The 24,148-nt window shown below is 45.8% G+C and carries 22 protein-coding genes and 1 tRNA gene; 11 read left to right on the top strand and 12 right to left on the bottom strand.

The annotated features are described in order from the left end of the window. Positions 1-303 precede the first annotated feature (303 nt). Genes ACZ5DR_RS10365 through ACZ5DR_RS10340 form a run of 6 tightly spaced genes read left to right on the top strand, consistent with a single transcriptional unit; the run spans position 304 to position 6,249 of the window. Positions 304-1,944, top strand: coding sequence for a phosphotransferase (locus ACZ5DR_RS10365; protein ID WP_377369043.1), 1,641 nt, complete (start codon positions 304-306; stop codon positions 1,942-1,944). Beyond that, on the top strand, positions 1,937-2,836 hold the full coding sequence (locus ACZ5DR_RS10360) for a GAK system ATP-grasp enzyme (protein ID WP_377369041.1): 900 nt from the start codon (positions 1,937-1,939) through the stop codon (positions 2,834-2,836). The genes ACZ5DR_RS10365 and ACZ5DR_RS10360 overlap by 8 nt, the downstream gene beginning before the upstream one ends. Positions 2,837-2,861: 25 nt before the next feature. Then, positions 2,862-3,935 carry an HprK-related kinase B gene (locus ACZ5DR_RS10355; protein WP_377369040.1) on the top strand — a complete coding sequence of 358 codons (1,074 nt, stop codon included), beginning with the start codon at positions 2,862-2,864 and terminating at the stop codon, positions 3,933-3,935. Continuing rightward, entirely contained in the window at positions 3,932-4,630 is a 699-nt protein-coding gene (locus tag ACZ5DR_RS10350) for a histidine phosphatase family protein (RefSeq protein ID WP_377369038.1), read from the top strand. The genes ACZ5DR_RS10355 and ACZ5DR_RS10350 overlap by 4 nt, the downstream gene beginning before the upstream one ends. Positions 4,631-4,657: 27 nt before the next feature. Continuing rightward, the gene (locus tag ACZ5DR_RS10345) at positions 4,658-5,983 is read left to right on the top strand and encodes a metallophosphoesterase (protein ID WP_377369036.1); all 1,326 of its coding nucleotides are present in this window, start codon (positions 4,658-4,660) and stop codon (positions 5,981-5,983) included. Beyond that, entirely contained in the window at positions 5,983-6,249 is a 267-nt protein-coding gene (locus ACZ5DR_RS10340) for an amphi-Trp domain-containing protein (protein WP_377369034.1), read from the top strand. The genes ACZ5DR_RS10345 and ACZ5DR_RS10340 overlap by 1 nt, the downstream gene beginning before the upstream one ends. A gap of 78 nt (positions 6,250-6,327) precedes the next feature. Here the strand turns inward: ACZ5DR_RS10340 and exaC are convergent, their stop codons facing one another. Beyond that, positions 6,328-7,845 carry an acetaldehyde dehydrogenase ExaC gene (gene exaC, locus ACZ5DR_RS10335; protein ID WP_377369032.1) on the bottom strand — a complete coding sequence of 506 codons (1,518 nt, stop codon included), beginning with the start codon at positions 7,843-7,845 and terminating at the stop codon, positions 6,328-6,330. A gap of 202 nt (positions 7,846-8,047) precedes the next feature. Between exaC and ACZ5DR_RS10330 the strand changes: the two genes are divergently transcribed. After that, positions 8,048-8,956 (top strand): AraC family transcriptional regulator, encoded by a 909-nt coding sequence (locus ACZ5DR_RS10330; protein WP_377369030.1) that lies wholly within the window; start codon positions 8,048-8,050, stop codon positions 8,954-8,956. 127 nt (positions 8,957-9,083) lie between these two features. Beyond that, positions 9,084-10,316 (top strand): MFS transporter, encoded by a 1,233-nt coding sequence (locus ACZ5DR_RS10325; RefSeq protein ID WP_377369028.1) that lies wholly within the window; start codon positions 9,084-9,086, stop codon positions 10,314-10,316. Between the two features lie 123 nt (positions 10,317-10,439). Here ACZ5DR_RS10325 and ACZ5DR_RS10320 read toward each other — a convergent pair. Further along, positions 10,440-10,524 (bottom strand) — tRNA-Leu (locus tag ACZ5DR_RS10320). 194 nt (positions 10,525-10,718) lie between these two features. Here ACZ5DR_RS10320 and ACZ5DR_RS10315 point away from each other — a divergent pair. Beyond that, positions 10,719-11,588, top strand: a complete 870-nt coding sequence (locus ACZ5DR_RS10315; protein WP_377369025.1) for a carboxylate/amino acid/amine transporter — start codon at positions 10,719-10,721, stop codon at positions 11,586-11,588. A 68-nt stretch (positions 11,589-11,656) separates the two neighbouring features. On the opposite strand, the gene folE is transcribed toward ACZ5DR_RS10315, so the two are convergent. Both folE and folM read right to left on the bottom strand, forming a co-directional pair. Then, positions 11,657-12,340, bottom strand: a complete 684-nt coding sequence (folE, locus tag ACZ5DR_RS10310; RefSeq protein ID WP_377369023.1) for a GTP cyclohydrolase I FolE — start codon at positions 12,338-12,340, stop codon at positions 11,657-11,659. 53 nt (positions 12,341-12,393) lie between these two features. Further along, entirely contained in the window at positions 12,394-13,167 is a 774-nt protein-coding gene (folM, locus tag ACZ5DR_RS10305) for a dihydromonapterin reductase (protein WP_377369021.1), read from the bottom strand. A 126-nt stretch (positions 13,168-13,293) separates the two neighbouring features. On the opposite strand from folM, the gene ACZ5DR_RS10300 reads away from it, so the two are divergent. Continuing rightward, the gene (locus ACZ5DR_RS10300; RefSeq protein WP_377369019.1) at positions 13,294-14,193 is read left to right on the top strand and encodes a dienelactone hydrolase family protein; all 900 of its coding nucleotides are present in this window, start codon (positions 13,294-13,296) and stop codon (positions 14,191-14,193) included. 71 nt (positions 14,194-14,264) lie between these two features. On the opposite strand, the gene ACZ5DR_RS10295 is transcribed toward ACZ5DR_RS10300, so the two are convergent. The 8 genes from ACZ5DR_RS10295 to ACZ5DR_RS10260 all read right to left on the bottom strand — a co-directional run bounded on the left by ACZ5DR_RS10295 (position 14,265) and on the right by ACZ5DR_RS10260 (position 23,104). Next, on the bottom strand, positions 14,265-15,341 hold the full coding sequence (locus ACZ5DR_RS10295; protein ID WP_377369017.1) for an MJ1255/VC2487 family glycosyltransferase: 1,077 nt from the start codon (positions 15,339-15,341) through the stop codon (positions 14,265-14,267). Beyond that, positions 15,338-15,853 carry a phosphatase PAP2 family protein gene (locus ACZ5DR_RS10290; protein WP_377369015.1) on the bottom strand — a complete coding sequence of 172 codons (516 nt, stop codon included), beginning with the start codon at positions 15,851-15,853 and terminating at the stop codon, positions 15,338-15,340. The genes ACZ5DR_RS10295 and ACZ5DR_RS10290 overlap by 4 nt, the downstream gene beginning before the upstream one ends. 148 nt (positions 15,854-16,001) lie before the next feature. Next, a complete protein-coding gene (locus tag ACZ5DR_RS10285; RefSeq protein WP_377369013.1) occupies positions 16,002-16,565 on the bottom strand; it encodes a hypothetical protein in 564 nt (187 codons plus the stop codon). 126 nt (positions 16,566-16,691) lie between these two features. Continuing rightward, positions 16,692-17,687, bottom strand: a complete 996-nt coding sequence (locus tag ACZ5DR_RS10280; RefSeq protein WP_377369011.1) for a phospholipase A — start codon at positions 17,685-17,687, stop codon at positions 16,692-16,694. A 29-nt stretch (positions 17,688-17,716) separates the two neighbouring features. Beyond that, entirely contained in the window at positions 17,717-18,064 is a 348-nt protein-coding gene (locus ACZ5DR_RS10275; protein ID WP_377369009.1) for a 5-carboxymethyl-2-hydroxymuconate Delta-isomerase, read from the bottom strand. A gap of 33 nt (positions 18,065-18,097) precedes the next feature. Continuing rightward, positions 18,098-19,042, bottom strand: a complete 945-nt coding sequence (locus ACZ5DR_RS10270) for a 2-hydroxyacid dehydrogenase (protein ID WP_377369007.1) — start codon at positions 19,040-19,042, stop codon at positions 18,098-18,100. A gap of 103 nt (positions 19,043-19,145) precedes the next feature. Continuing rightward, positions 19,146-21,545, bottom strand: a complete 2,400-nt coding sequence (locus ACZ5DR_RS10265; RefSeq protein WP_377369005.1) for a putative bifunctional diguanylate cyclase/phosphodiesterase — start codon at positions 21,543-21,545, stop codon at positions 19,146-19,148. 356 nt (positions 21,546-21,901) lie between these two features. Continuing rightward, entirely contained in the window at positions 21,902-23,104 is a 1,203-nt protein-coding gene (locus ACZ5DR_RS10260) for an MFS transporter (protein WP_377369003.1), read from the bottom strand. A gap of 99 nt (positions 23,105-23,203) precedes the next feature. Here ACZ5DR_RS10260 and ACZ5DR_RS10255 point away from each other — a divergent pair, with 99 nt between their 5' ends. Then, entirely contained in the window at positions 23,204-24,100 is an 897-nt protein-coding gene (locus ACZ5DR_RS10255) for a LysR family transcriptional regulator (protein WP_377369001.1), read from the top strand. Positions 24,101-24,148 lie beyond the last annotated feature (48 nt).

Below are 24,148 nucleotides of genomic sequence, written 5' to 3'. Positions count from 1 at the left end.
CCATTTTCTCAGTTTTGAGAAAACCGAATAAAGTTTGTGACTGATAGCCCATGCTAGAACTGATGATTGAGCCGCAACCATTGAGCTAATCACCTTTTACGTCGAACCGCGACTGAGCAAGCGAGTTTAACTAAGCCTAGTGACTCTAAAAGTAATCTTGTGGAGGACTTCACTTCTCTCAGGGAAAAATGGATACATTACCCCCATCAAAAAGCACTACACTTATCTTTTAACGGTTCTGTAACAAAAATGGCAACCATAAGCGGTATAGTGCGCTCTCAAAAATGATGAACAAGAGGTAACATGGGGTCTAAGTTTTCATCGGTACAAGAAAACCTCTACTTTCTTTTGAGTGAACTCGAAAAGCAGACCGAGCTCGTTGAGACCCTTTTTAATGAGGCGCCGCCAACGGATCTCCTCAAGCGCATTCAGATTCGGCAAGGCTACTCCAATACCCTGTGCGAGAAAGTAGAAAACGAATGCACCAACCTCAAAGAAAGACGCAAATCTGGCACCCAGTATTTCCATGAAGTCTCAGCCCTAGGTGGATTAGCTGTCATTCTGAGCGAATACAGCATGCTGTGCCTTGAGATCATCAGAGAAACCTCCATTAGTGAGGAAATCCCCCACCCTGCGCAAAAGGACTGCGCCAAACTCGTTCGTCGCCTGAAGCGAGCACTGATGTTGGCGAAAATAGGCTTAAGCAATAGTCAGCGTCGCACCGGCCTGAAACTCATTCGAAGATCCGCAAAGTACCTCGATCTGCATCAGCGCATACAGTCCACAACCATGGAACAACCCAATCAAGATACACGATCAGATGTGCAAGCGTACTGGATAACGAACTACCTACTAAAACGCCTTTGCATGCACATTGAAAAAGTCGGGGAAGCCTTGATTCAAGCAGATGTAGGGCCCGTTGCTACCGTAAAAAACTACCCTCATTTAAAACGTTCCAGTGCCAATTTAGCCAGCTCGTTGGATGAGTTGGCATTAAAACGCCTAGCCCTGACCCGCTCAGGCAGCGCCATCGCCTCTCTCTCCCATCGAGATAGCAAAGAAGGTGATGTGTTAGCAGTATTCAAAGAAGGTGAGCAACAAAAAATAGAGGAAGAGCTTCAAGGGGTAGAAAAGTGGCGACGTATCGCACCAAAGATGGCCCCAAAAGTTATTTCTCATATTGAAACGGATACAGACAACTCCGCGCTTTTAATTGAACACCTAAATGGCGTCACCCTAGAGTCCATATTGTTCGAAGGGAGCTCTGAACGCTTACAGAAAACTTTTAAAATTTTGTTTTCGAGCTTAGAAAAAATTTGGAAAAAGACTCTGACCTACGAAAACCCCAATACAACTTTCATGGGCCAGTTAAGCGGACGGCTTGCCGACTGCCAATCCATTCATCCAGACTTTTTCCATGAAACTCAAACAATCTGCGGAGTAAAACGCCTTGGATTTGGGCAGCTTATTAGCCAAGTCGAGTCACTAGAGCGACACTGGAATGCCCCGTTTTCAGTGCTTATTCACGGGGATTTTAACGTGGACAATTTACTATTTGATGAGCTGGAAAGTCAGTTCTATTTTATCGACCTTCACCGCTCAAGACATTTTGACTACGTACAAGATCTATCCGTATTGATGATCTCTATCTATCGCCTACAAGGCGCCCCCAAAAAAACCAGAGCCGTGATGATGGCCTGTATTTTGGAGATTTATAAGTTTGGTCGCCGTTTTGCTCAAAAGCAGAAAGACTCTTTCTTTGAAGTGCGTTTAGCCGCTGGACTCGCCCGCTCCTTCGCCACATCGACCCGATTCGTCTACGACAAAAAACAGGCGAAAAAAATGTATTTGAAATCACGTTTCTTGCTTGACCAACTTGCTCGCGAGACCGCGGACACAGCGCAAAACTACAGAATCCCACTGAAGGAGCTATACTTTGACTAATCTAAAAATTGCCGTGGTCGGCATACCAGGCAAATGGTCAACGGAAGTGCTAGCAGACCGACTAGAAGCGTTAACAGGGTTTCGAGCCGTCATTGATATGGCAGACGTAACACTAGCGTTTGATACTCAGACGGTCATGCACAAAGGTCTAGATCTAAGCCAACTAGACGGGATCATTATTAAGAAAATCAGCGAAGTGTATTCACCTGAGGCAGAAGATCGAACCCGAATCCTAAGTTACTTAGAGGCTTCAGGGGTTCGGGTGTTTAGCCCTTCCCATACGGTTGCACAAATGATCAATCGGCTGAGCGGCACCTTGGCTCTTCAGCAAGGCAAGATCCCCATGCCCAATACTCGTATCACTGAAAATACTCAAGAAGCTTTAAAAGCGGTGCGCTTATTTGGCTCCGCCATACTGAAACCCCTGTACTCCACTAAAGCCCGTGGTATGCAGATGATTGATGATAGTTGGGACGATGCTCAAGCATTGGCAGCATTAGAGCAATTCAAAACTGAACAAGGGCTGTTTTACATCCAACAAACCATCGAGCTCAATGGCAAAGATTTAGGGATGGTTTTTTTAGGCGGAGAGTACGTCTGTACCTATGCTCGAGTTGGCGCGGCGGGGGCTTGGAACACCACTATTCATAGTGGCGGACATTATGAAAACTACCAGCCAGATGAGGCGCTCATCGAATTAGGTCGCCGAGCTCAAGGCTGCTATGACTTAAGTTTCACCACTGTCGATATCGCCCTTACCGAAGAGGGACCTTTCATCTTCGAAGTGTCTGCGTTCGGCGGTTTCAAAGGTGCCAAGGAAGGCTGCGGCATTGATGTTGCAAAGCAATATGCTGAATATGTAGTGGATCAATTAGAGAACAAATCTAGGTAACTAAATAATCACAATGATTTCCGACTTGAACAACAGCCATCAAATTCAATCAGCGTTAACGGAATGTCGTTTTACCAGATCATTTCGGTTTGGTCATGTTGAGGTATTGGTATATACCAATGCCTCAGCACTTTTAGACGAACTTGAAACCTATTACTGCAGCTACTTTAATTTTAGCCTAACGCCCACCCAAACTCTGACACTGACGCTTGTGCAACAACCTGCCATGGGTCTGTCAAACGACTGGCTAGACGTACCTCGAGAAGGTGGAAAACAAGGTAAAAAAGAAGGCTATATAGATACCGATAAAGGCCGCTGGATTCACAAGTTTAAGACAGGAATGTGCTTTCTACAGAACCTAAGCCACCCCCTTGCTGTCGGCCCCTGCTTAGAGAATGTGGCTCAGATTGTAAACTTCATCAACAACCAATTTTTAAACCACTATTTACAACAAGGGTATGCACTGGGGCATGCTGCAGCGTTTGCTCGAGGTAATCAGCTAACAGCAATAGCCGCCAGCTCTGGAGGAGGCAAATCGACCTTAATGCTGCGCTGCCTGGAGCACCCTGATCGAGACTTTGTTACTAATGACCGCATCTTGATTAACCAAGTTTCAAACCAGTCATGGGCAGTTGGCTTAGCCAAAATGCCCCGCGTCAATCCAGGCACCCTACTTAACTCCCCTCGTTTGCGACACCTATTACCCCTTAATCGCCAAGCAGAACTAGAACAACTAAGCTCTGAAGCACTTTGGCATTTAGAAGAAAAATACGACGTCCAAATTGAACAAGAATACGGGCCAGAGCGAGTAAAGATTCAAGGACAACTGGCCAACTTAATCATGCTGGATTGGTCACATAGCAGCACATCAGACACCACTTTGGAACCAATTGACCTCACCGAAGAGCTGACCGCCATTGATGGATTACGAAAGCGCCCTGGGCCCTTTTATCTCAATTCAGATGGGCAATTTGCCGAAGATCTTACCCAGATAGATAGCTTTGATCGATACCATGAAGCACTTAAAGGAGTGAAGGTTTTTCGTCTAACAGGGAAAGTGGATTTTGATCGGGCCTATGAGTTAATGGAGCAATTATGATCCAACGATGCGCCCTAATTCGTCACGGAGCCTATGAACAATTAAGCAATACTCCCAGTGCTCTGCAGCCCTATGGATTGACCGTCAGTGGAGTGCAAGAAGTACGGAGACAAGCACAAGAGTTCGCCCAGTTCCTCAAAACCTCTGGCCTTCGACTTCATCCTGTTATTGACTGCTCTACCCTGCTTAGGGCTTGGCAAACGGCTAACATCTATAAAGAAGAGTTAGCGCCTTATTTTCAGGGTGACGTAACCCTCTCTCAACTTCCTTGTCTCTGTGAGCGAAGTGTTGGGGCAGTAGCTAATCTACCTATTGACGAAATTGAGCGTATCTTAGAGTTGGATCCACGTTTTTCAGCGCCTCCTACAGGCTGGAAATCTGATAGCCATTATTGCCTGCCTTTTGATGGTGCTGAGTCATTGATGCAAGCAGGAGATCGTGTTGCGCAGCACATTACACAATGGCAAACAGCTGAGTTACAACACGCCTCAGGTCAGATTAAATTATTTGTCGGCCATGGTGCGGCCATGCGCCACGCCGCTTTTCACTTAAATGTCATCCCATTTTGCGATATTAAAAAATTAAGTATGCACTATGGACACCCAGTGGTTTTGGAGTTTAGCGATTCTCAACAGCCACCAGCACAGCTGTATGGCGACTGGAAGCATCGTCAAATCCATGATGTACCAGACTGAAACGTCCAATCCAATAGGTCCGAAATCATGCAACCAACGTTTATAACCATTGAAAATACGCCCTTTCATCAACAGGTAATTCAACGCTTGCCAACCCAATGGGAAAACTGGCCGACAGATAAGGGCTCTCGTAATGATCACACGAACAACTTGCCTCTTGTGACCAAAGCCTTGCATAAAAAAGAATGCCAATGGCCAAAGAAGCCTGTGGTGTTTATCTCTGATCCCCACGCTGACGCAGAAGCCTTTGAAATGTCCTTAGTGGCTGCTGGAGTGATCGAGAAGACCTCGGAACAGCTGGGTGATTTCAGTTTGACAGCTTATGGTAAATCCGTAGAAGTCATCATAGGTGGCGACTGCTTAGACAAGGGCCCTAGCAATTTAGACCTACTACGCAGCATAAAAGCCCTGTACAAGGTCAAAGCCAAGATCACGCTTCTGGCTGGCAACCATGACTTGCGCCTGAGAATGGGCCTACTTTCCATGAAGCGCAAGAAGGACGCTGGTAACCAACACTTATTTGTGCGTATGGGCAAAAAAATTGTCCCACTGTTTAAAGAGGTCTTTGAGCAGTATCTAGAAGGTACGGATTGGGGTAAAAAGATCCCAGATGAAGACACCTGTCGCCGCAAGCTATTTCCAGATGAACACTGGTTTAACGAGTTTCCCTTCCATGCAGCAGGCTTCCTAACTGCTGAAGGGATTGATCGTGAAGTCAAAAAAATGCACTCCAAGGTCGAAAAATTTGAACGTCATTGTCTGGATGCGGGGTTATCCTTGCGCCACGTTTACGCTGCCGCACTCCACTGCCAAAAGCTATTTCTAAGCAAAAAGGGTGAATTCTCTTGGTTCTTCCGCAAAATGGAACTGGTAACCAAACGTGGTTCATTCTTGTTTTTACATGCAGGACTCGATGACATCATGAGTCAAATGTTGCTAAAGAATGGCACCAAGTACGTTAATAAAGCTTTCCATAAAAATCTGAAGCGCCGCGACTTGTTTGGTTTTTATTACAGCTCCATTGCAAACACCTTCCGCACTAAATACCGAGATGCAGATCTACCCTTAACCGAAAAAGGCGTGAAAGCCATCCATAAATCCGGTGTTAAAGCCGTGGTTCAAGGACACGTAAACCGCGTACAAGGCCAACGGCTCGCCCTTAAAAAAGGCCTTATTCATATTGAGGCGGACATCACCCTAGATCGAAATTCAAGACAATTAGAAGGTTTAGAAGGCACTGGCGTAGGCGCCACCTTGATTAATAAAGAACAAGGTATTGTCGGAATCAGTTGTGATTACCCCAGTATCAAAGTACTAGACCCCGAACAATTCACCCTATTGTATGCAGCATAATGAAATCCAAAACCGAATTTAAACACGAATCTTTGTTAACGACAGATGATGTCCGTGCTTTGTTAGAAGCTCTCTCAAATGGACTGAGTAAGGGCCAACTAGAGTTCAGTGACGAGCATGAAGGATCACTAAAAATAGAGCCTGAAGGATTACTACAAGTCAAAGTAGAAGCCAGCGAAGAAGAACAAAAACAACAGTTTGAAATCAAGGTACGCTGGGAGCGACAGCCCAAAGCACTCCCTAAAAAAGGCCCTAAAATATCCTAACATCAGACAATAAAAAAGCCCCCGAAGGGGCTAAAGGTGAATTATAGGAATTCACGAGGGTGTCAGAACAGTTAACGATTAGAAGAATCCAAGTGGGTTGATATCGTAGCTCACTAGCATGTTTTTCGTTTGCTGGTAGTGGTCGAGCATCATCTTGTGGGTCTCACGGCCTACACCGGATTTCTTGTAACCACCGAATGCAGCATGGGCTGGATATTGGTGATAACAGTTCATCCATACACGACCCGCTTCGATACCACGTCCCATTCGATAAGCAAGATTGGTGTCACGAGTCCATACCCCCGCACCAAGACCGAATTCAGTGTCATTAGCAATCGCCAATGCTTCGGCTTCGTCTTTAAAGGTCGTAACCGCTACGACTGGACCGAAGATCTCCTCTTGGAACACGCGCATGTCGTTGGAACCTTTTAGCAAGGTTGGCTTGATGTAGTAACCATCGTTGAAGCCATCAATGACTTCCGAATCACCACCAATAAGCACCTCAGCACCTTCATCACGGCCGATTTTCAAGTAGCTTAAGATCTTATCAAACTGCTCTTCAGAGGCTTGAGCCCCCACCATGGTGTCTGTATCCAATGGGTTACCACGTTTGATTTGACCGATACGGTCAATCACCAGCTTGATAAAGTCATCGTAAATATCTTCTTGCACGAGCAGTCGAGACGGACAAGTACATACTTCACCTTGGTTAAAGAACGCTAAAACGGTCCCTTCCACACACTTACTGATGAACTCATCTTCTGCGTTCATGATGTCGTTGAAGTAAATGTTCGGAGATTTACCACCTAACTCGACCGTCGATGGGATGATGTTTTCCGCCGCACATTTCAAAATGTGTGAACCCACTGGCGTAGACCCAGTGAAGGCAATTTTGGCAATGCGCTTGCTGGTTGCTAGGGCTTGACCGGCTTCAGCGCCATAGCCGTTCACGATGTTTAGAACCCCTGCTGGCAATAGATCTTTGATTAAATCCGCCAACACTAAAATCGATGCAGGAGTTTGTTCCGCAGGCTTAAGTACGACACAGTTACCAGCGGCTAAGGCAGGTGCCAATTTCCAAGCAGCCATCAGTAATGGGAAGTTCCAAGGAATGATTTGACCAACCACGCCTAATGGCTCATGGAAATGATAGGCCACGGTGTTTTCATCGATTTCACCGATGGAGCCTTCTTGGGCACGCATACAGCCAGCAAAGTAACGGAAGTGATCAGCACTCAAGGGTACGTCTGCTGCCAAGGTTTCGCGGACGGCTTTACCGTTATCCCAGGTTTCCGCTACAGCCAGTAGCTCTAGGTTTTGCTCAATACGGTCAGCGATATCTAGGAGTACTTTGGAACGTGCTTGAACGGAGGTTTTACCCCATGCGGACTTAGCTGCATGGGCAGCATCTAGGGCAAGATTGATGTCTTCTTCTGTGGAACGAGGGATTTGGCAAAATGCTTTGCCATCAACAGGGCTAATATTGTCAAAGTATTGGCCTTTAACTGGGGCGACCCATTCGCCGCCAATGAAGTTTCCGTATTGTTCCTTAAAGGTAACAACACTGCCTTCTGAACCAGGTTTAGCGTAGATCATACTGTTTGCTCCATTGTTTTTGTTGTTTGGATGTCATGTGTATGACTTCAATGTAGACGGATGCAAAACAAGATACTTGCCTGAGAGTCTAAATAAGTTGTCTCTGAATCCATATCTTATTGACCAGCTTCTATACTTAGGTACATGATGAGTGTCTTTACGCGAAACATCACCGCCAAAACAACAAATAATAGGGGTGTGTATGACTCAGAATTTAGCCAACCTAAACACGCTACGACAGCCTACTCAGCTGGTAGAAAACCGCGTGTGTTTTGCTGGCCCCCATGCGGAGCTCAGTATTTACGATACCTATGAGCAAGCCCAACGGGTCAGTTTAAAAGCCGATTCTCTGCTTTACTGTGGCATGATCAAAGGCGCTAAGGTAATGCATACCCATTACCAAGAAGACATCCCTTTTATGCCCCATGAATCCTTCATCCTTGCCCCAGATGAAGAGGTGTTTATCGATTTCCCTGAGGCACGTTTAGAGCTACCAACTACCTGTCTGACCGTTGAGATTTCCAAAGAACGTATCGCGCAAATTTGCGATCGCATGAACGATGTGATGAATCCGAATGGGTTATCACAGATCGCACCACTGGATCCCAATAAGCCACTGCATACGCTTCATACTCAAGCCACGCAACAAGTCATCGACCGGCTAGTCAGTGACTTTGTGCAAAACGATCCAGACCGTGACTTGCTGGTAGATTTTGGTGTCAGTGAACTGGTCACACGCATTTTGCGTCATCACGGTCGAGAAGCTTTGTTGCAATTTACCAAAGCCATGCCCGATGCCAGTGGCCTCACCCAAGCGCTGAACCACATTGAAAACAATCTTTCTCAACCCTTAGACATCGATCAGATTAGCCGTTTGTCTTGCATGAGCCGCAGCCGTTTTTACCAAGAATTCAAACGCCACCTAGGCTGCACGCCTAATGAATATCAACACCAGCGTCGCATGGCCATTGCGTTACAGCGACTAAAACAACGTCGGTCTGTAACCGAAGTCAGTGTTGAGCTGGGATATCAAAGCCTGAGCCATTTCAGCCGTCGCTTCCATCAACATTTTGGCATCACCCCAAGACAAGCCCAGCACTCAGTAAATTAAGCAAAAACGAACTGAAGAGCCTCTTTGGAGGCTCTTTTTTATGGCCTCTATGACAGCAACTTTGTATAGTTGACTTAATTAACTAACCGCATACTGGGTTTCACCAGACCTTTCGTTAAGGGATTCCATGTCATCGCTCGACACCTCGTTGTTCAAGCAATGTAACTTTGTTCACTTTTGGGTGGGGCAGATTGCCTCGTCGTTCGCCTTCCAAATGCTGTCCGTAGGAATTGGCTGGCAAATGTATGAACTTACCAACAGCGCATTAGCGCTAGGGTTGGTCGGTTTGTTTCAATTTTTACCTCATCTGTTATTAACCTTGGTCATCGGCCATGTGGCAGACCGTTATAACCGCCGCATTATCTGTATCTGTACACGTTTAACCATGGCTTCTACGGTGGGGATTCTTGCCTTTGGCAATCTCACCGATACCCTTTCGGCTAATATGATTTACGCCTGCGCTGTGCTTTTAGGAACAGCCAGAGCGTTTGAGATGCCAGCAAGTCAGGCCATCTTACCCAACCTAGTACCCTCGCAATATTTGTCGCGGGCCGTGAGTGCCATTGCCTCAGCGAGAGAAATCTCCGTGATTGTGGGGCCAGCCTTAGGTGGCTTGATTTACCTCTTGGGGGCCTCAACTCTTTACCTAACCAGCATGACTTGTTTTCTTGTGTCATGCTTGATCATGTTCTTCTTGCGCTATAACTATGTGGTAAAACACAAGACTCCTGTGGATCTTGCCCATCTTTTGGGGGGCTTACGGTTCATTAAAAACAACAAGCTGATCCTTGGCTCCATTTCCATGGACATGTTTGCTGTGTTACTAGGTGGGGCAACGGCCTTGCTACCCATAGTGGCGAAAGATATCTTACACACTGGGCCTTGGGGATTGGGCCTCTTGCGCTGCGCGCCGGCGGTGGGGGCATTACTCATGTCGATTTACCTCGCCCGCCATCCCCTAAAACACAGTGTCGGTAAGATCATGTACGGGGCCGTCGCCATATTTGGTGTGGCGACGATAGTATTCGGTTTGTCACAACATTTGATCCTGTCACTGGTCGCACTTTTTGTACTAGGGGCCTCTGACATGATCAGTGTGGTGATTCGTTCCACCTTGGTACAGCTTGAAACGCCAGATGATATGCGCGGTCGGGTCAGTGCCGCTAACTCAATTTTCATCGGAAGTTCAAATCAGTTAGGGGAATTTGAATCGGGCGCCACCGCTGCGCTCTTTGGAACCGTTCCCGCCATAGTGATTGGGGGTGTGGGAACTCTTGCTGTGGTGGGGGTCTGGATGTATCTGTTCCCTAACCTACTGCACCGCAATAGCTTGGAAAACGAAACAGAGAATAAAGCATAACAAAGGCGCCTTCGGGCGCTTTTTCGTTCAGGTTTTCGTGACGCTCAAACACGCCCTAGCGATTGGTTTCTTATATGACAGGCATAAAAAAAGCCGATCTAAATAGATCGGCTTTTTTAAATTTGGTGCGGAAGGAGAGACTCGAACTCTCACGCCGTGAAGCACTGGAACCTAAATCCAGCGTGTCTACCAATTCCACCACTCCCGCTTGGAATGGTGGTGCATTATAGGGATGAAATTTTTTGGGTCAAGAGATTATCAGAAATATTTTTAAATATTTTTAACACCCACTGTCAAAACTCACACAACACACATTAGTAAACCAACATTAACCCATGAGTTTACTATCAAAATAAGATACGAATCCCTATAATGCCGCCATTGTTTTTAGGAGTCGTTACTATGTGGATTTTGTTGGCCGTAACAGGCTTGTGGGCTTTTTCCTTTAGCCTAATCGGTGTTTACCTTGCTGGCCAAGTGGATGCCTGGTTTTCAGTATTGATGCGAGTTTCTCTCGCCATGTTGGTATTTTTACCTTTCATCAAGTTTCGTCAAACCCCTCGCCCTGTTGCGCTAAAACTGATGGCCATTGGTGCAATCCAGTTGGGGGCTATGTATGGCTTTTACTATCAATCATTCTTGTTTCTATCGGTACCAGAAGTGCTGCTTTTTACAGTGATGACGCCTATCTACATCACTCTGATCAATGATTTACTAGAACGACGCTTTAATGTGGGTTTTATCATCAGCGCTCTGATCGCCGTAGCGGGTGCGGTAGCTATTCGCTACCAAGGTATTGATGAAGGCTTCATACAAGGCTTCTTGATGGTTCAAGGAGCAAACCTTTGCTTTGGCTTAGGTCAGGTTGCCTACAAGCGCTTGATTGAAAGCAGCCAGACGCAATTGCCACAGCTGACGCTGTTTGGCTGGTTCTTCATCGGCGCTTTCATTGTCGTCGTTCCTTGCTTTTTAGCCCTTGGCAACATGGAAAAACTTCCCACCACCTCATTGCAATGGGGCATTCTGGTTTACCTCGGCGTGATTGCATCCGGTTTAGGTTATTTCGCTTGGAACAAGGGTGCCACCTTGGTCAATGTGGGGGCACTAGCTGTGGCAAACAACCTACTGATTCCTGCGGGTATCTTGGTAAATCTAGTGTTCTGGAACCGAGATGCAGATATTGTGCGCTTGGTCATTGGCGGTGCGGTAATCATCTCCGCCCTGTACATCAACCAATGGTTTGCTAAAAATCGCCAACCCGTGGCGGCTTAAATCAAGCTCTTAGCCTTAAACAAAAAAGGGAAGCCCATGGCTTCCCTTTTTTATAGACGTCTAGGCAACTAGCTCGCCAAAAATTCACTACGAGTTTTGTCACTGCGTTTAAACAAGCCACCTAAAGCGGTTGTCTGGGTCGAAGAACTCGCATCCATCACACCACGCGCTTTTACACAGTAGTGGGTCGCATTAATGCTGACCGCAACGTTATCGGTTTCCAACAAGGTCTGCAGCGTCACCAGTACTTGCTGAGTCAGTCGCTCTTGTACCTGAGGACGCTGACCAAAGTAACGTACAATACGGTTGATCTTAGACAAACCAATAATCTTGTTCTTTGGCAGGTAAGCGACTTTTGCCAACCCATCAATGGTGACGAAATGATGCTCACAGGTGCTGGTGAAAGAAATATCACTGACCTTTACCATCTCGTCCACGTTCATCTTGTTTTCAATGACAGTGATCTTCGGAAACTGGCTGTAATCCAAACCAGAGAAAATCTCTTTAACGTACATTTTGGCGATACGGTGTGGCGTTTCGGACAAGCTGTCGTCATTAATATCAAGACCCAGTGTGTATACCACATCTTCAAATGCCGCCTTGATACGTTGGTATTTTTCCTCTGTAGAAAGCCCATTTTCGATCATTGGCGTTTCTAGACCATGCTTAATCAAGGCATCACGCACGCGTGCGGCCTCATCTGATAGAGGAAGTGTGCTTACTTTGTTGGTTTCTGCCGTCGCAGTTTTCATATCAATACCCTAACTAGCTAATTCGTTCATTCATGACGTCAAAGGTGGATCGTTTAACCTCGCCGAGCCAAATGACGACCTCCGTCTAAGGACAATGTCCGCCCAGTCATGTAACGACTACTTAGGACATATTGTACCGCTGCAACCCCTTCCTGTTCACCCGGTTCAATAGATAATATCGATTTATTTAACGCTTTCTGCCGATATTCCTCATTGTCTCCCGGATGAAACATTAATAGGGATGGCGCAATGGCATTTACTTTAACCTTTGGTGCCAATTTACTGGCAAAGGATAACGTTAAATTGGCAAGGCCTGCTTTACTAGATGCGTACGCAATATGCTTATCACTCCCCTTTTCCGCCACATAATCGGTTAAATGTATTATGTCCGTTGCTTCACCCAAGGCTGACTCGGCCTTCTCAAGTAAAGGTGCCAGCGCCAAATTGATTTGATACGGCGCAGCAACATGCACTTGCCACATACGTGTCATTAACGCCATCGGGTCACCACCATCTTCCTCAGATACCCAATCCGAAGCATTATGAATGACAGCCCTGAGACCGCCTTGGTACTCGGCTAAAACCTCATCTGTAAGTCTGGTTACGTCATCAGCCTCGTTAAAGTCCACCTGAATACAATGGACCCCCTGTGCTTTTAAATCTTCAATCACAGCCGTGTGGGTGCGATAGGTGGTAATAACAGTCTGCCCTTCTTTTAACAAAGCATTCACTAGGGCTAATCCTAGCCGTCGCCCTCCACCTGTTACCAATATTGGCAGTGTCGCAGTCTCATTTGCGGGGCACAAATTAGTTGTTTCTATTGTCATAGTAAGCGCACTCAATGAATCCATACTTAGGATATTTACGTAGTAAATAAGGTGTTGGTTCAAGTTTTAGTCTAATTTGAATACTACTCTTTTCCACAACTATTGCCTTTCGACAGGAGCGTCATCATGAATAAGCAAGAGATCCGCCCTTTGCAGATCCCACAACAAGCATTTGACTGGTATGACGAATACGCCCACGGTGACATTGATCGACGAACATTTCTGCGTCGCGTGTCTACTTTAGGGGTTGCCGGGTTAACTGTATCAGCGATTTCATCTGCTTTAATCCCAAAATACGCTTTAGCAGAGCAGGTATCCTTCAACGATCCTGATATCACTGCTCAATATGTGGAGATTGACGCACCGAATGGTCACGGTAAAGCCCGTGGCTATCTTGTCATTCCCAAAGGCGTTACCGCAGAAACCCCAGCGCCAGCGGTCTTAGTGGTTCATGAGAACCGTGGCTTAAACCCCTATATTGAAGATGTGGCCCGCCGCACAGCAAAGGCGGGATATGTGGCATTTGCGCCAGATGCTCTATTCCCCTTAGGTGGATACCCAGGTAATGACGATCAAGGACGCGCCATGCAACGAGAGCTTGATCGTGACAAGATTCTGGGGGATTTTTCAGATGCAGCGCGATTCCTAAAAGCCCATGAACTGACCACTGACAAAGTGGGTGTGGTAGGTTTTTGTTTTGGGGGATATGTGTCCAATCAACTGGCAGCCACCATGCCAGACGTCATTAACGCCGCAGCACCTTTCTATGGCACGCCACCAACAGTAGATCTATCACAAATGAAAGGCCCTCTTTTGCTCCATTTTGCTGAGCTAGACCAGCGCGTAAATGCCACTTGGCCTGAATACGAAGCGGCCCTAAAAGAACTCGGTGTGGATTACACTGCCCATGAATATGAACGAGTTAACCATGGCTTTCATAATGACTCCACAGCTCGATACGATGAAGCCAGTGCAGAGCTCGCATGGGAACGCACCCTATCCTTCTTCAACAGCCATTTAAGCTAAATTCTCAGCATGAAAAAAGGGCCCTCAAGGGCCCTTTTTTGTTTAGATCCAACTTTTGCCAGCTATGCGCTTTAGCTTGCAATAGACATACTTATCGGGAGCTGATGGAAGTCCACGCTCTTGGTGGCAGTCATGGAGCGCCACAGTTGCTCACTGATGCTTTCTAGGGGTTCTTCTGCTCCGGCAGCGATCCATTCTGCGATAGCTTTCGCCACATCAGGGTAATCCACCTTCACTACTTTAGAAGATGCCAACCAACTGGCGATCACCGAGCCATTCAGCTCATAGGCTCCCTGTGCAAACTTTAAGTGTTCTAAAGCAATCACATTGGAAAGCTGCTCAACCTGCCCATGAAGTGGTTTCACTAATATACGACGTCCAAGATACAAAGCTTCTGAATTCAACTCAAAACCCGCGTTACACAATACTGATTGGCATTCTTGAAGGTTCTTTTGAAAGCCATCTCGACTAAACGGAAACACCTCTACATTGCCATAGCACCCGGGCTCAATATCCTTGCAATGTAATCGAAAGCGATACTCTGGTACCTGCTCTAGCCACTCCATGACCTCTTCACTGTTTTCAAAGGGTAAATAGACCAACACTTGATCATCTTGAGGATGCCCCATTTGTGGGTGCCGCTGAATAATTGGCGGCAAGATAGGCTTTCCAAAATGATGCCAATGAACCCCTACGGAACGAGAGACAGGTGCAAACCGAGAAAGAATCCATCCTCCCAGCTTATCCCCTTTGTACTTTGGTATGTCATGGCCAAATGCATATTGGTGACCGATCCCAAAACATGGCTTGTTTTGACGCTTAGCTGCCCAAGCTGTGACAGGTTCAAAGTCAGTAATGATCAAATCATAGGACGATAAATCCAGTCCTCTTACGTCTTTTATCAGCTGGGTTAAACTGGCTTTACGATAGGTCGCCCATAGATCAATTTGCCCATCTTTGGCCACAAAAGAGAGTCCTTCAAAGGCCTGATATGGACCAAAGCAATCCATATCAAAATAGTCTTCTTTTGCTCGCCCCGAAAACAAATAGTCCACTTCCACACCCAAACGCTTAAACTCCACACTTAACGCTCGTGCGCGGGTGATATGTCCATTACCAGTGCCTTGTACCCCATAAAGAATCTTCATGCTACGACTCCAAAAGCCAAGGCGGCACAAATGCTTCCCAGTAAAGCTCCCATTACAGTATCTGTTGGAAAATGCACACCTAGAAAAATCCGAGACATACCCACCATAACTGCCCAGCTGTATAGGGAAATACTTAATCCGGGGAACCACTCGCTTACACAGTAGGCCATAAAGAAGGCACCAGAAGTATGGCCTGATGGAAAAGAGAACTGATCAGAAGGACGAATAAAGCTGGTGAAATCCTCTAAAATGTCAGCGGGGCGATTGCGTTTAAACCCTTTTTTAAGGATCAAATATAAGATGCGCTCAAGGGTGAACCCCATTGCCAGCAACCAAGCCCAATCCTGATGCCCCGTTGTCCAAAATGCCAAAGCGAGCACTACATACAAAGGACCGTCAGCAGAGATGGATACCACGCGGCTTAAACGGGTCATCAGTTGACGATTTTTGCGTGCCATCAGCCAGTAAAACGTCGAAACATCTAAATTATGAATGTTGGTAAGTATGTTCATGACACCTCCCGATCCTTTTGTGTACTTTAAAAATAGCCACAGGGGGTGTCACTTTGGTTGCACTTCAGTGATGCTTTTATGACAAAAAAGCCCCGCTGAGCGGGGCTTTTTAGGGAACCGAAACTTTAATGAATTTCTATTTAGAGCATTAAAGTCCGTTTACAGATTTGAATTTGGCGATCAAATCACTTGGTTGCTGCTTCTTGTTTTCATTGTTTAGGGCATAAACAACGGTTTCACCCTTTGGACCAGACGCGATATCTGTGTAACGCAGTGGTACTTCACCAACAACACGAGCCGTATTCATTTCTTCAAGAGATTGGAATACGTAAATTCGGCCTTCCATACGCATTTCGCCATAGAAGTCTTCTGCACCCGCTAGGTCACCATCAAACATTTCAACGCTAGCGATACCGGACATTTTCTTCTTGTCTTCATTAGTTAGACCAAAGACCACCGTCTCGCCTTTTGGTCCATCGCCAATACGTACTTTACGGAAAGAGGTTTCGCCGACAGTCAGAAACTCTTCATAAACATCACGGTCATCAAAGACATAAATGCGACCGTCATCGTGCACTTCATAAAGGTCATCATTATTCATAGGTGCGCTTTGAGCAGCCATAGAATCATTTGATTTTACGTTTCCACCACAGGCTGTTAGCAATACAGATGCGGCAATAAGACCCAGTGTAGGCAAAGTTATTTTTTTCATGGTTGTCTCCTTGAGTTAATTGCCTTACACCATACCGTCTAAATGTGACAGTTTTAGTGCACCTTTATTGCAACTTCTTTAGAGTATTTACCCTTAAGGAGAATTGGCCATTTTAACAAACGAGGGTTAGAGCCACCCCGTCAACATAAAGCCCAAACCTAAGGTACGGGTATAGTTGTCATAATCCAGCATGGATTGACCATAGCCCTCAAAGTATTGAGCATAACCACGCACTTTCCCCCAAAGCGGGAAACTCACCCCTAATTGGATGGCACCTTTGTTATCACTTCGAAGGTTGTTTCGCAGCAAGACGTCATAGGTCACATCATCGATCACATGGGCGATCTGGATATCCCCATAACCTAGATAACGTTCAATATCCGGGTTGTCATCATCGGAGGATTCGGGGATGCGATACCAAGGGCGGAAAGCAAAAACCGTATTCTCCCTTTCAAACACAAAGGATAAAAACAAGCGGTTCCAAGAACGGGACCATGGATCTTGACGCCCATTAGACTGATGGTTGATACCATAATTTAGATAAGTCAGTTTTGTTCCAAAAAAGCTTAAATCTGGCTGAGTCACAATAAAGGCTTCTGGCTCATAGTTAGTATCACGGAACGGAGCAGAAGCATTACTGTTGTAGGCCTGCCAAAAGGACCTCTGGGTGTAAGCAAACCAAAGAGTCGTGTTCTCACCAGCGATACTTGTTGCCACTGGAAACTTCACACTGAATTGAAACTGAAACTCTATGTCCTGCAAGTTGTCATTTTCAATACCTTGTTGGGATTCACGATCATTCGGATCATGAGTAAAACTAAAAGGCAGGAAATAGTTAGGTCGATGGGGCGTTAAAACAAACGGGTCATCGACCGTGGCACGCTCCCGTGCTGCCCTTTGCTCAATTAGACCATTTGCTTTTTTAGCCCGAACTGCAATCGGCTCAGGAACTTCCGGCTCCTTTAGGATAGGCACATTTTTTGATGCCTCATTGTCTTCCGATTGGGCGGGAACCTCAGAGTTTTTGACACTTCCAGTGCTCGTTGCTTGGGTATCTTCTACGGCAAAGGCCGGAAACGACAGTACATAAAGCCAAAATAGACTTCGCTTAATCCAAGGCATCCATTGATCCTCATGGTTAGGTAAGAGTCTTAAGCTGGAAAGACCTTGCGCATGTAGCTTTCGTTTTCCATCTCAAGAATTTCAACCGTAAGGCTAACTTGTTTCAACGCAAAGCGACACAAAGCTTCTAGGACAGACTGTGAAAGTAGCGTTTTCTGCTCTTGCGTTCTTCCACTCAAAATCCGAACCGTCACATGAATGAAAGCGTCCTGCGCACCACCCGTAATGAAGTGTTTGCAGGGAAAAGCCCTAAGCTTAATATCACTCGGCTGAAAAAGCTGAGAGTTAATACAGGCTTCTTGAACAGCTTCCAGTAAGTCCATAGGCGGCACTTCTTGTTCAAGATTCTGGCTGTACTCTAAGATACAGTGCGGCATAGTCTTTTCCTTTTATTAGTATTTTGAAAAACGTTAATAACCAAGCTGTAAATCTACTGTATTGGGCAGTATGTTTAGCATTCGATAATTGCGAACATTCTGAGCCACTATTTGCGACGCTGAGTAAATGGATGTGGCCGCGGAAATATGGGGCAACACACTCACTTTTGGATGCGTCCAATAAGGATGAGAGCGTGGCAATGGCTCAATGGCAAACACATCCAATACTGCTCTCTGTAAGCGTCCCGTGTTTAAGGCATAAAGTAAGGCTTCATCATCGATTATTTTCCCTCGAGCAAAGTTAATCAGCTTAGCCCCTGGCTTTATTAGATCCATACTTTCAAAACTAAGAAGATTTTCCGTATGCTGCGTCAAAGGAAGCAAGCAGACCAGTATATCACTTTTATTTAGAACGCTCTCAAAACCCTCTTCACCGGAAAAGCATTCCACGCCGGCAATCGTTTTTTGCGAACGACTCCAACCAATCACATTAAAGCCATTGGACTTCAAGCGCTCGGCACTGGCTTTACCGAGTTCACCCAATCCCAGTAGTCCGACGGTACGTTCTCGAGCAGGTACATAGGGTAAGGGTTGCCAAAGCGCTTTCTGCTGCTGCAAGGAATAATCAGGGATGTCTCGATGTAAAAACAGCGACCAGGTTAACACCGCCTCAGCCATAGTGTTGCTCAGCTCAGGATCCACGAGTCGCACAATTCTAAAAGCTGGGTTGTCCAGCTCGTTCACCATTCGCTCCACCCCAGCCCAGACACTGTGTACCCAAACAAGGTTAGGTAGGCGTTTTAGATCTTCAGGATCAGGATTTGCCACCACCGCAATATCTGCCATCTTGCATTCCGCATCACTTAGCTTATTAAGAGGTAAAATACTTTCATCGGGCATCTGGCGAGACAGCTGCTCTAACCAAAGTCTCTCGTCTGCTTCATCTAAGCGATGGATAAATGGGATGGGGGCTTTCATGAACTAACACCTTAATTTAAATCGAATAAGCATGACAAACATACCGAATCAAACACAAAAGTGAAACGTTCACCCAGTATTGCGGTCACGTGAAATCGTTTAGTTAAACGACTTTAAAAGGATTGCGACACAATTCGGCAAACTGAATAGCAGGACAAGGTCGGCCAAAGAAATAGCCTTGGTAAGTGAAACATTCCATGGCTTTTAAGTGGTCAAAGTGCGCTTGAGTTTCCACCCCTTCCGCCAACACATTCACCCCAAGTGCTTTCGCCATAGCAATCACAGCCAAGACAATGGCACGATCATTTGGGTCGTCAATCAAATCACGGACAAACGATTGGTCAATTTTGAGTCGGTTGATCGGCAGCTCTTTTAGATACTTCAAAGAGGAATAGCCAGTCCCAAAATCATCGATGGATAAATGAATGCCTAATGCCCGAATCTGAGCCATTTTAGACAAGGCCAGCTCTAGGTCTGACATGAGCATATTTTCGGTAATTTCCAGATCCACCGCGCTGGCTGGCAAGCCAGATTTTTCCAATGCGTCAGTAATGTCTGGCACTAGATTTGGATGAAGAAATTGAATGGGGCTGACGTTTATAGAAATTCGCCAATCATCTTTCCAGATCCCCTCTTTCCGCCATTGGGCCACCTGTCTAGCTGACTCTTGAAATACAAACCGGCCGATATCGTGAATGAGTCCGATTTCTTCCGCAACCGATATGAACTCGTCGGGAGAAATAAAGCCATCATCCGGGTCGTTCCAACGTAATAATGCTTCCGCACCAATAATATGACCCTGATCGTCATTCTGGGGTTGGTAATAGACTTCAAATTCATTTTTGCTTAAGGCTCGGTGCAGAGATTTTTCCCGACTAAGACGCTTATCAGAAATAGCCTGCATATCGTCTTGGAAGAAGGCAAAGGTGTTACGCCCCACTTCCTTAGCTCGATACAGAGCCGTGTCCGCTTGACGCAAAACCGTCGCTGGCGACTCTTCTGAGCCATCGAAAAAGGACACCCCGATACTGGCAGTGACATGAAGTTCATGTCCGGCCACCCACTTGGCTTTGGCACATTCATTTAGGACTTGCTGGACGAAGTTCAACACATGGGCGTTTCTATCCCCTTCGCCCCCTCCCATACTTCCCCATAGGAAGGCAAACTCATCTCCTCCCATACGAGCAAACGTCATATCAGCGGGTACACTTGGTAAGATAGAATCCACCACCTCAATCAGCAGCTGATCACCCACGTTATGACCAAGGGAATCATTAATGGTTTTAAAGCGATCAAGATCGAGCATGATTAAAGCGCCCGTTTCATCACTGGCCAAGCCATTCATACTTTTTTGTAGGCGATCAACCACTAGCGATCGATTCGGCAAACGGGTTAACGAGTCATAATAGGACAAGCGGTTTATCCGCTGCTGTGCTTCTTTTCGCTCTGACAAGTCACGCACTAACAGCACCATCTCAGGCTCATCCTGAACCAGATACTTGGCGATCCTTATTTCCACGGGAATTGGGGTAGTCTCAGGGGAGAACGTTGTTTCAACGGTCATCACCCCATCCACAGGCATTTCCGTCAACAGTTCGTCCAAAGGCAACCAAAGATTATCCCCATGAAGCTCACTTAAAGGTCGGCTCATCAACTCTTGTGAAGTGAGCGACGTGAGCTTCTCAATTGCACCGTTGGTTAGAGTAATCTTATTGTTGTGGTCCACTACCAAGATGCCATCGGCTGCATGGTCAATCATTGCTTTTGAATGCTGATGGCTACGCTCCAAAGCACTCATGGCGGAGGTCAACCGAGACAGTAACTGATTAAACGTTGTTTTTAATTTGCCTAACTCATCTTCCTTGTGAACCCGGTCAAAGGAACTCGGTAAGGACACCATATCTCGCCCACCGAGATGGGCAATTGACCAAGTTAACTGTTTGACAGGGCGAGTGACTAAACCATAAAAAACAAGAGAAATGAGAGAGGCCAGCAAAATATCTTTAACAAGATTTTGGATAAAAAATTGGCTATTAAAGCGCACAATTTCATCGACTAAATAGCTACGATCTAAGTTAACAAGAATCTTTCCAAGCTGTACTTCAATATCACTGAAATACAGTTGGCGGGAGATAGATAATTCCCCAGGCAATAGACGTTCAGAAAGAGAATCACTGATATTTGGGGCCAAACGAAGGGCATTTGCTTGGGCAAACACATTCCCTTCTTCATCAAGCAGCACCACCCGATGAATGGCAGGGTGATACAGCAAACTCTCAGCTTGCTGTTGTGCAAACGGACGATCTAATCGAAATAAAGCTTGGGCTAGAGGTTGTTCCACAAGAGACAATACACTTTGCAACTCTTGCTCTATTCTAGCGGGTTCGTTTTTTAGAGTTTCATAGGCTTGTAAACAGCTCAACACAACACTTAAAACAATCGCCAACATCAAAGTTGCAATCGTTTGCTTTAAATACAGAGATTTCGTGAGCGCTAACCGCATAAGATCCCTACTAAGCTAAACCATTTAATAATAGTGGCGATGTACTATTCGCTTTGAGCTTAACTACCACCAAAGAAAGATCAATGATCGATCACTAAAATGACGGCATTAGGGCACCAGTCATTCCTAAATTGTGCAATAAATGAATATGCCAACAATTTATTCAACATTCAACTGGTATAAAATTTTCTTTATACATTAATAAGTTGTATATAAAGCAATACTAATTTAAGTCTCCCAAATACATAAAGACGACTTACTAGTTTACAAAAGCCTACAAATAGAAAGCGACTACCCATAATATCAAGCACGAGATATGCCAAAAGAGCTCACTGACATCCGATCAGACGAACAGCCTATGAAGCTGAAAATGCTTCCACCGGCTTACGGCTCACGCTTGATAACACCAAGGTTAAAGTCAGTACACAAGAAAAGACCAAAATAGACCCTGCAACTACCCAGCTCCAACCTCCATATTGCCAAAACGGGTCTAAGTAAAAACCACCGCAACTGGCGCCAACATAATAAAACACCAAATATAACGATGAGGCGCTGGCCTTAGCCTGATGGGCATTTTTACTCACATAACTGCTGGCGGTAGAGTGGCATAAGAAGAAGCCAAAACAATTTAAAAACAAACCCATAATGATCGTTGATAACGAGCCCTGAAGAGTCACAAGAGAGCCGATAATCAACACACATGTGCCCAATGTCATAATACGTGGCTGAGGAATAATGCCCGCAAGCTTACCAGAAAATGCCGACCCCACAGTGCCACTTAAATAGGTCAAAAACAGCAAGCTCACATACTTTGCTGACAAGCTGTATGGCGCTGCTTCAAGGACAAACGTGATATAGCTGTACTGGTTAATAAAGATAAAGAAGTTAAAACCACCAATAAGGTAGCACAGCAACAGTACACGATTACTTAAATGTAAACGGACGTTTTGTAAAATAGAGCTCACCTTAAATGGGCGCGGTTGAAACCTTTGTGATTTGGGTAACAAATAAGCGAACAAAGAAACGCACACCAAGCTGACCAAGGCCATCACCATAAAAGCGGCAGACGGCCCCTGCCATTCACCGACAAACCCTCCGATTAGGCGACCACCAATGCCCCCCAAAGTATTGCCACTGATATAAAGGCCAACCGCTACCGCTAGCGCATGGGGCGTATATTCATCCCCCATATACGCCACAGCAATAGCGGGCAAGCCCGCCAAAAAGAACCCTTGAACTCCTCTTAACACTAATAACCAAGGGTAACTTTCTACAAAAGCTAAGGCACAAGTGGTTAAGGTCACCCCGAATAAAGTGAAGAGCATGATGCCTTTTCGACCTAACGCGTCAGATAAGGGACCATAAAATAATAGGGAGATGCCTAAGGTGAAGGTGGTGATAGTAAAACTACTGGCCGCTTGCAGCTCCGTGATGGCAAAGTGCCCTGCAATCATAGGAAGTAATGGCTGAGTCACATACACATTGGCGAACACCATAAATGAACCAATGATAAGCGCTAGAGTACCACGCCAGAACACCCAACCTTTTGCTTCGATCATGCTTATGAGCCTGCTTTAAATTCAACTATCGGGGCACTATACTCCTTTCAAAAGCATCAAAAAAATATATAAAAATTATCCAATAGATAAGAGATGATTATGGAAGTAAAACCCTTACGCTATTTTCTAGCGGTCGCCGATACTTTGAGCTTTACCCGAGCCGCCGAACAACTGCACATCGCTCAACCGGCAATCAGCATGGCAATCAAAAAACTAGAGAGCGAATGTGGGGTAGACCTATTTCATCGTTACGAGCGTAAAATTTCGCTTACCGATGAAGGTCGGGTATTAATCGATTACGCTCGCAAGACGGTTCAAGCCGCCGATGATGCTCAGCTAGCGATGTCAGAGCTCAATGGTTTGGCCAAGGGAGAGGTTCGTGTGGGCATTCCCAGTATGCTGGGTTCTTATTACTTTCCACCCATATTAATGGCCTTCAAGCATCGCTACCCCAACCTGTCACTTCAGGTTATTGAAGGAGGCACTTGGAAGCTCAAACAAATGCTGGAAGCCGGCGAGATTGACCTTAGCGTGATCGTTGCAGAGTCCCCAAGCGATCAACTGGAAACTCGCGCTTTGATCCGGGAACAAATGCTGGTGGCGATTAATAAGGAACACCCCTTTGCTGCCTTAGACACAGTCACACCGGAGCAATTCTTTAAAGAGGAGTTGGTCATGTTTAAAGAAGGCTATTTTCATCGCCGAGTCATTGATCGCCTTGCTAAGGAGCAAGGTGTCACTCCAAACATAGGTTTTGAAACTAACTTGATTCCCCTGATCAAATCCATCGTACAACAGGGTTTTGGGGTATCAACCCTTCTTGGAATGGTCATTGAACCCAAAGACGACGTCATCACCAAACCCTTTGCGGATAATGTCTGGCTGGACATTAATATTGCATGGCGAAAAGGAGGCTACCTATCTAAAGCCAATCAGGCCTTTTTAAACTTTTTGATCGAAGAAACAGAACGAAAAAAGCCAATCTTTGAAAAGTGATTGGCTTACTTAAAAAGTGATTGGCTTAGTGGCTAACTCAATAATGGC

This window comes from Marinomonas vaga (assembly GCF_055388305.1).
This window is presented reverse-complemented; position numbering and strand designations above follow the sequence as displayed.

What these genes read in the sequence shown, in the direction of transcription:
- folE (WP_377369023.1), bottom strand. Translation starts at nt 12,340, where the DNA reads ATGAAAACTGCGACGGCAGAAACCAACAAAGTAAGCACACTTCCTCTA.
- ACZ5DR_RS10340 (WP_377369034.1), top strand. Translation starts at nt 5,983, where the DNA reads ATGAAATCCAAAACCGAATTTAAACACGAATCTTTGTTAACGACAGAT.
- exaC (WP_377369032.1), bottom strand. Translation starts at nt 7,845, where the DNA reads ATGATCTACGCTAAACCTGGTTCAGAAGGCAGTGTTGTTACCTTTAAG.
- ACZ5DR_RS10345 (WP_377369036.1), top strand. Translation starts at nt 4,658, where the DNA reads ATGCAACCAACGTTTATAACCATTGAAAATACGCCCTTTCATCAACAG.
- folM (WP_377369021.1), bottom strand. Translation starts at nt 13,167, where the DNA reads ATGACAATAGAAACAACTAATTTGTGCCCCGCAAATGAGACTGCGACA.
- ACZ5DR_RS10285 (WP_377369013.1), bottom strand. Translation starts at nt 16,565, where the DNA reads ATGAAAAAAATAACTTTGCCTACACTGGGTCTTATTGCCGCATCTGTA.
- ACZ5DR_RS10255 (WP_377369001.1), top strand. Translation starts at nt 23,204, where the DNA reads ATGGAAGTAAAACCCTTACGCTATTTTCTAGCGGTCGCCGATACTTTG.
- ACZ5DR_RS10300 (WP_377369019.1), top strand. Translation starts at nt 13,294, where the DNA reads ATGAATAAGCAAGAGATCCGCCCTTTGCAGATCCCACAACAAGCATTT.
- ACZ5DR_RS10260 (WP_377369003.1), bottom strand. Translation starts at nt 23,104, where the DNA reads ATGATCGAAGCAAAAGGTTGGGTGTTCTGGCGTGGTACTCTAGCGCTT.
- ACZ5DR_RS10295 (WP_377369017.1), bottom strand. Translation starts at nt 15,341, where the DNA reads ATGAAGATTCTTTATGGGGTACAAGGCACTGGTAATGGACATATCACC.
- ACZ5DR_RS10365 (WP_377369043.1), top strand. Translation starts at nt 304, where the DNA reads ATGGGGTCTAAGTTTTCATCGGTACAAGAAAACCTCTACTTTCTTTTG.
- ACZ5DR_RS10350 (WP_377369038.1), top strand. Translation starts at nt 3,932, where the DNA reads ATGATCCAACGATGCGCCCTAATTCGTCACGGAGCCTATGAACAATTA.
- ACZ5DR_RS10265 (WP_377369005.1), bottom strand. Translation starts at nt 21,545, where the DNA reads ATGCGGTTAGCGCTCACGAAATCTCTGTATTTAAAGCAAACGATTGCA.
- ACZ5DR_RS10270 (WP_377369007.1), bottom strand. Translation starts at nt 19,042, where the DNA reads ATGAAAGCCCCCATCCCATTTATCCATCGCTTAGATGAAGCAGACGAG.
- ACZ5DR_RS10325 (WP_377369028.1), top strand. Translation starts at nt 9,084, where the DNA reads ATGTCATCGCTCGACACCTCGTTGTTCAAGCAATGTAACTTTGTTCAC.
- ACZ5DR_RS10275 (WP_377369009.1), bottom strand. Translation starts at nt 18,064, where the DNA reads ATGCCGCACTGTATCTTAGAGTACAGCCAGAATCTTGAACAAGAAGTG.
- ACZ5DR_RS10290 (WP_377369015.1), bottom strand. Translation starts at nt 15,853, where the DNA reads ATGAACATACTTACCAACATTCATAATTTAGATGTTTCGACGTTTTAC.
- ACZ5DR_RS10330 (WP_377369030.1), top strand. Translation starts at nt 8,048, where the DNA reads ATGACTCAGAATTTAGCCAACCTAAACACGCTACGACAGCCTACTCAG.
- ACZ5DR_RS10280 (WP_377369011.1), bottom strand. Translation starts at nt 17,687, where the DNA reads ATGCCTTGGATTAAGCGAAGTCTATTTTGGCTTTATGTACTGTCGTTT.
- ACZ5DR_RS10315 (WP_377369025.1), top strand. Translation starts at nt 10,719, where the DNA reads ATGTGGATTTTGTTGGCCGTAACAGGCTTGTGGGCTTTTTCCTTTAGC.